This is a genomic window from Sphingobacterium endophyticum (genome assembly GCF_009733535.1).
GTDB classification, from domain to species: domain Bacteria; phylum Bacteroidota; class Bacteroidia; order Sphingobacteriales; family Sphingobacteriaceae; genus Sphingobacterium; species Sphingobacterium endophyticum.
Genome location: NZ_SMMI01000036.1, coordinates 1 through 4,567 on the forward strand (window position 1 = coordinate 1; position 4,567 = coordinate 4,567).

A 4,567-nucleotide genomic window follows, 5' to 3' on the forward strand; every position below is an offset into this window, starting at 1 on the left:
GTTGTCAAAGACGCAGAATAAAAGCAGATAGAACATTTTCCTTCCATGGAGCACTTTACTATAGTGGTCAACATTGGTGGTCGCTGAAAGATGGCTTAAAAGCGCCTCGGGAATGAAATCCAGAACCTGACTAAGGGAAACTTTGTGGTCATTGAATACTGACATAAATGTTTGATTATCAGTATAAAAATACAAAATTTAAACGATAAAAACAAGTTATTTATTTGATTATCAGATAATTATAAAATTATTTTTGCACATATAAAAAACAAAAAAGTCGGAAGAAAATCTTCCGACCATGACTAACCCTAAGTCCGCCTATTTCTATTTATAGATTAATTTTTAAATCATCTCAATTAATTGTCGCAAGGTAATATCAGCTAATAATATAGCTTCCCAGCTGTGCTTTGCTTAACCATGTCCAACGATACTCCATCATGTAATTCCAAAACCTTAAACCCTCCTGTCTCCATGATTTCAAATACCCCTAATTCAGTTACCACTTTCTTAACACATTTAACTCCAGTCAATGGCAATGTACAACTTGATAAAAGTTTAGATTCTCCTGCTTTATTCACATGCTGCATGGCAACAATTATATTTTCAGCACTTGCAACTAAATCCATTGCTCCTCCCATACCTTTTACCATTTTTCCCGGAATCTTCCAATTTGCAATATCACCATTTTCAGAAACTTCCATTGCTCCTAAAATCGTTAAATCTACTTTCCGTGAGCGAATCATACCAAAACTCATGGCAGAATCAAAGAAAGCTGAACCCGGTAATGTTGTGATCGTTTGTTTTCCAGCATTGATATAATCAGCATCTTCTTCCCCCTCAAATGGAAATGGCCCCATGCCCAGCAAACCATTTTCACTTTGTAATACTACATTAATATGCTCAGGGATATAATTGGCAACCAAAGTTGGAATTCCAATCCCTAAATTAACATAATAGCCATCTTTTATTTCCTTAGCAATTCTCTTTGCTATTCCATATTTATCTAACATAGCCTAACATTTCTTTATTATCATTGCACTTGCACCTCCGCCTCCATTACAGATCGCTGCAAGCCCCAACTCTCCACCTTCTTGTAATAATACACTGATCAAAGTAACTATAATACGTGCCCCTGAACATCCAAGGGGATGCCCTAAAGCAACTGCTCCCCCATAAACATTCATTTGCTCATCTGAAATATTCAACAATTTAGAATTTGCCAATGCCACTACTGAAAAAGCCTCATTAAATTCAAAAAAATCAATATCATCTACCGTTAAACCAACTTTTTGTAAAACCTTTTCTGTTGCAACTGCTGGAGTGGTAGTAAACCATTCTGGTGATTGTTCTGCATCAGCATAAGATAAAACCTCAACTAAGGGAGTTAAACCTAATTCTTTCACCTTCTCTTCACTCATAAGAATCACCGCTGCCGCACCATCACTTAATGTAGAAGCATTTGCTGCTGTAATAGTACCTTCAGCCTTAAATGAGGGCCTTAACTGGCCGACCTTTTCAAAATTGATATTCTTAAATTCCTCATCTTCATCCACTAAAACAGATCCTTTCCTGCTTTGAACCTCGACAGGAACTACCTCTCTCTTAAACTTTCCAGTTTCCCATGCAATTTTGCTGCGTGTATATGACTGAATTGCATATTCATCCTGATCTGCCCTTGTAATATTATACTTCTCAGCACATAACTCCCCACAATTGCCCATAGCTTGTGCTGAATAAACATCCGTTAAACCATCTTTTTGAATACCGTCAAATAGTTTTTGATCGCCGTATTTTGCTCCCCATCTAGCTGAAGTATCATAAAATGGAACCTGGCTCATATTTTCCATGCCCCCCGCAATCACTACTTCTGCGTCGCCCAACAAAATTTGTTGAACGGCAATAGAAATTGCCTTCATACCACTTGCACACACTTTATTTACAGTCGTTGATGGAACACTATCTGGAAGGCCAGAATATTTTGAAGCTTGCCTCGCCGGCGCTTGCCCAAGATTGGCCTGCAAAACAGAACCCATATAAACTTCATCTACTTGATGTAATTCTAATTTGACTTCCTCCAAGACTGCTTTAATTGCTTTTGCGCCAAGTTCCGTGGCTGAAATGCTTGACAAAGAAGAACCGAAACTTCCCATGGGAGTCCTTTTTGCAGCAACTATATATACCTTTCTATTCATTATCATCTTTATTTCTTACCGTCCTTTGTTCTATTCTTTTTTCATATTTTTCCCCTTGAAATATTTTATGGATAAAAATTCCCGGAGTATGGATAAAGTTAGGGTCAAGCTCACCAGGTTCCACTAATTCTTCCACTTCTGCAATTGTAATCTTGCCACACATAGCGACAGCATGATTAAAATTCTGTGCCGTACCACGGTATACTAAATTTCCCGCCCGATCTCCTTTCCATGCTTTTACAAATGCAAAATCAGGTTCAAACGCATGCTCCATTAAGTATTCTTTTTCAACACCATGAAAAGTAAATCGCCGAACTTCCTTACCTACCGCAACCTCCGTACCTACGCCTGCTGGAGTATAAATTACTGGCATACCATATCCCCCAGCCATCAACCTTGTCGCTAAAGTTCCTTGGGGAATCAACTCCACTTCTAGTTCTCCACTTAACATCTGTCTTTCAAATTCAGCATTCTCGCCAACGTAAGAGGCAATCATTTTCTTGACTTGCTTCTTTTGCAGCAATAATCCCAAACCAAAATCATCTACCCCTGCATTATTACTAATACAGGTTAGTCCTTTAATCCCTTTTTCCAGTAATGCAGATATTAAATTTTCAGGAATTCCACATAACCCAAATCCACCTAATGAAATGGTCATACCATCCTGAATATCCTCTATTGCTTCCTGCGCATTCAATACTGTTTTGTCAATCATACGATTCTCTTGAATTTAATCCCATGCGGGAAGTATTATTTTTTAAAATATGATGAACAGCAACAAAATTTATATCTCTGAATATTACATTTAGTAAAATAAATATTGGAATTACTTTTCGTTTTGTTACTTAGTTTATAATCACCTTAAAATTAACGAAATAATCCCAAACACCTAACTATTAGCAACTTTTACCATTATAGAAACAAGTACAATAGTTTGATTAAGACTTTTTAGTAAAATCAACTACTTCTTGTAAATGATATAATGAGTCCTCAGAAATTTCTTGAAATTTTTAAAAAATAACTACTGCAATATCAACGAGAAAATAAATAATTATTAATTTTTAGTTAAACTAATAAATACCTTCTTGCATTCTGCAATCAATTTCTATAATTTCTTTTGTAATTCTAATTAAATTGCTAAACTTGAATCTGAATATTAGAAATACACCTTATACTATGCGATTATTATCTTTTTTCCTATTGTTTTGGGTATGCAACACAACCCTTTTTGGTCAAACCCTACAACAGAAACTTAAAACCTCTCCGCTTGACAGCCAGTTTGTTTATTTAAACCTGCAATCTCGCAATCAAGACAAAGATTTTAAGATTATTCGTAAGACTAATCTAGATATCATCCGTCAGAACGTAAAAGACTCCTTGTCTCTTTACAAAAAACAAATCTCCGGTTTAAAAGGCGATGCTTCTTCTACTGAAGGTAGTATCAATGGCTTACAAGACTCTGTGAAAAATCTTAGTGCAGCGCTTGAAACGGAACAGAAAAAAACAGATAGTATTTCTTTCCTAGGTATTCAATTCGCTAAAAGCTCCTATCATACAATGGTATGGGTTATTATTATTGTACTGGCTGTTGCACTATTCGCTATACTTGCCGCTTTTAGAAAAGCGAAAGTTGATACCGATGAAAGCAAAAAAACTGTTGATGAATTGCAAGAGGAACTTCAAAACCTTAGAAAGAAATCAATGGAAAGAGAACAACAATTGAAACGTCAATTACTCGATGAACAATTGAAACGAAACTCTTAATTCCAATTAAATTATTCCACTACATTTATATTAAATAGTAGATTATAAAAAGTAGGTGTCCTTGCACCTACTTTTTTATATTTAGAACCCCTGTAACTTTATTTCATTCCTTTAGACTAATTACTTAATTGTAAAAGCTTTCTAATTGATGATTGAAAATTATTTTAAGTTACAATTTCGAATTATGGAGAGATATCTCCATGATTTTGGATTCAGCAAATATTTGTTAATTCCAGGAATCATCTTATTCTATATTATTTCCTATTTTTTTATTTTACAATATCCAACTTGGGGATCTTATTTAATTAGCTTATTGAATTTTCAGGTATTATTCCATTTTTCTGAATTCAGAAGAAATGATTTTTTAAGATCATTATTCTCAACAATAGATTACCATAAAATTCGAATTATAGAAAACTTCTTAGGAAGTATAGGTACCATTATTATGGATCAGTTTCAAAACCTGTGGACTAAGCAAATAATTTAGTCAATCTGAACAGGAAGAAATTGATGTCACCTACACCTCTAAACTGGCTTCTGAAAGCCTTTATCTTTGCATTGAAAGATTCTGCCGAAGCATTCGTACTCTTGTTGTCGAAGTAGTTCAATAT

The 4,567-nt window shown here is 34.9% G+C and carries 6 protein-coding genes; 2 read left to right on the top strand and 4 right to left on the bottom strand.

Going from position 1 to position 4,567, the window contains the following annotated elements; genetic code table 11:
• Positions 1-380: 380 nt before the first annotated feature.
• Genes E0Y80_RS20395 through E0Y80_RS20405 form a run of 3 tightly spaced genes read right to left on the bottom strand, consistent with a single transcriptional unit; the run spans position 381 to position 2,907 of the window.
• Positions 381-1,010, bottom strand: coding sequence for a 3-oxoacid CoA-transferase subunit B (locus tag E0Y80_RS20395; RefSeq protein ID WP_156309491.1), 630 nt, complete (start codon positions 1,008-1,010; stop codon positions 381-383).
• 3 nt (positions 1,011-1,013) lie between these two features.
• The gene (locus E0Y80_RS20400; protein ID WP_156309492.1) at positions 1,014-2,192 is read right to left on the bottom strand and encodes a thiolase family protein; all 1,179 of its coding nucleotides are present in this window, start codon (positions 2,190-2,192) and stop codon (positions 1,014-1,016) included.
• Positions 2,185-2,907, bottom strand: a complete 723-nt coding sequence (locus E0Y80_RS20405; protein ID WP_156309493.1) for a CoA transferase subunit A — start codon at positions 2,905-2,907, stop codon at positions 2,185-2,187. The genes E0Y80_RS20400 and E0Y80_RS20405 overlap by 8 nt, the downstream gene beginning before the upstream one ends.
• 461 nt (positions 2,908-3,368) lie before the next feature.
• On the opposite strand from E0Y80_RS20405, the gene E0Y80_RS20410 reads away from it, so the two are divergent.
• Together E0Y80_RS20410 and E0Y80_RS20415 are read left to right on the top strand one after the other, a co-directional pair.
• Entirely contained in the window at positions 3,369-3,956 is a 588-nt protein-coding gene (locus tag E0Y80_RS20410; RefSeq protein ID WP_156309494.1) for a hypothetical protein, read from the top strand.
• Positions 3,957-4,140: 184 nt separating this feature from the next.
• The gene (locus E0Y80_RS20415) at positions 4,141-4,443 is read left to right on the top strand and encodes a hypothetical protein (protein WP_156309495.1); all 303 of its coding nucleotides are present in this window, start codon (positions 4,141-4,143) and stop codon (positions 4,441-4,443) included.
• On the opposite strand, the gene E0Y80_RS20420 is transcribed toward E0Y80_RS20415, so the two are convergent.
• Positions 4,427-4,564 (bottom strand): transposase, encoded by a 138-nt coding sequence (locus E0Y80_RS20420; protein ID WP_449448579.1) that lies wholly within the window; start codon positions 4,562-4,564, stop codon positions 4,427-4,429. The genes E0Y80_RS20415 and E0Y80_RS20420 overlap by 17 nt on opposite strands.
• Positions 4,565-4,567: the final 3 nt, after the last annotated feature.

Coding starts and splice junctions, on each gene's coding strand:
- E0Y80_RS20395 (WP_156309491.1), bottom strand. CDS start 1,010: ATGTTAGATAAATATGGAATAGCAAAGAGAATTGCTAAGGAAATAAAA.
- E0Y80_RS20400 (WP_156309492.1), bottom strand. CDS start 2,192: ATGAATAGAAAGGTATATATAGTTGCTGCAAAAAGGACTCCCATGGGA.
- E0Y80_RS20405 (WP_156309493.1), bottom strand. CDS start 2,907: ATGATTGACAAAACAGTATTGAATGCGCAGGAAGCAATAGAGGATATT.
- E0Y80_RS20410 (WP_156309494.1), top strand. CDS start 3,369: ATGCGATTATTATCTTTTTTCCTATTGTTTTGGGTATGCAACACAACC.
- E0Y80_RS20415 (WP_156309495.1), top strand. CDS start 4,141: ATGGAGAGATATCTCCATGATTTTGGATTCAGCAAATATTTGTTAATT.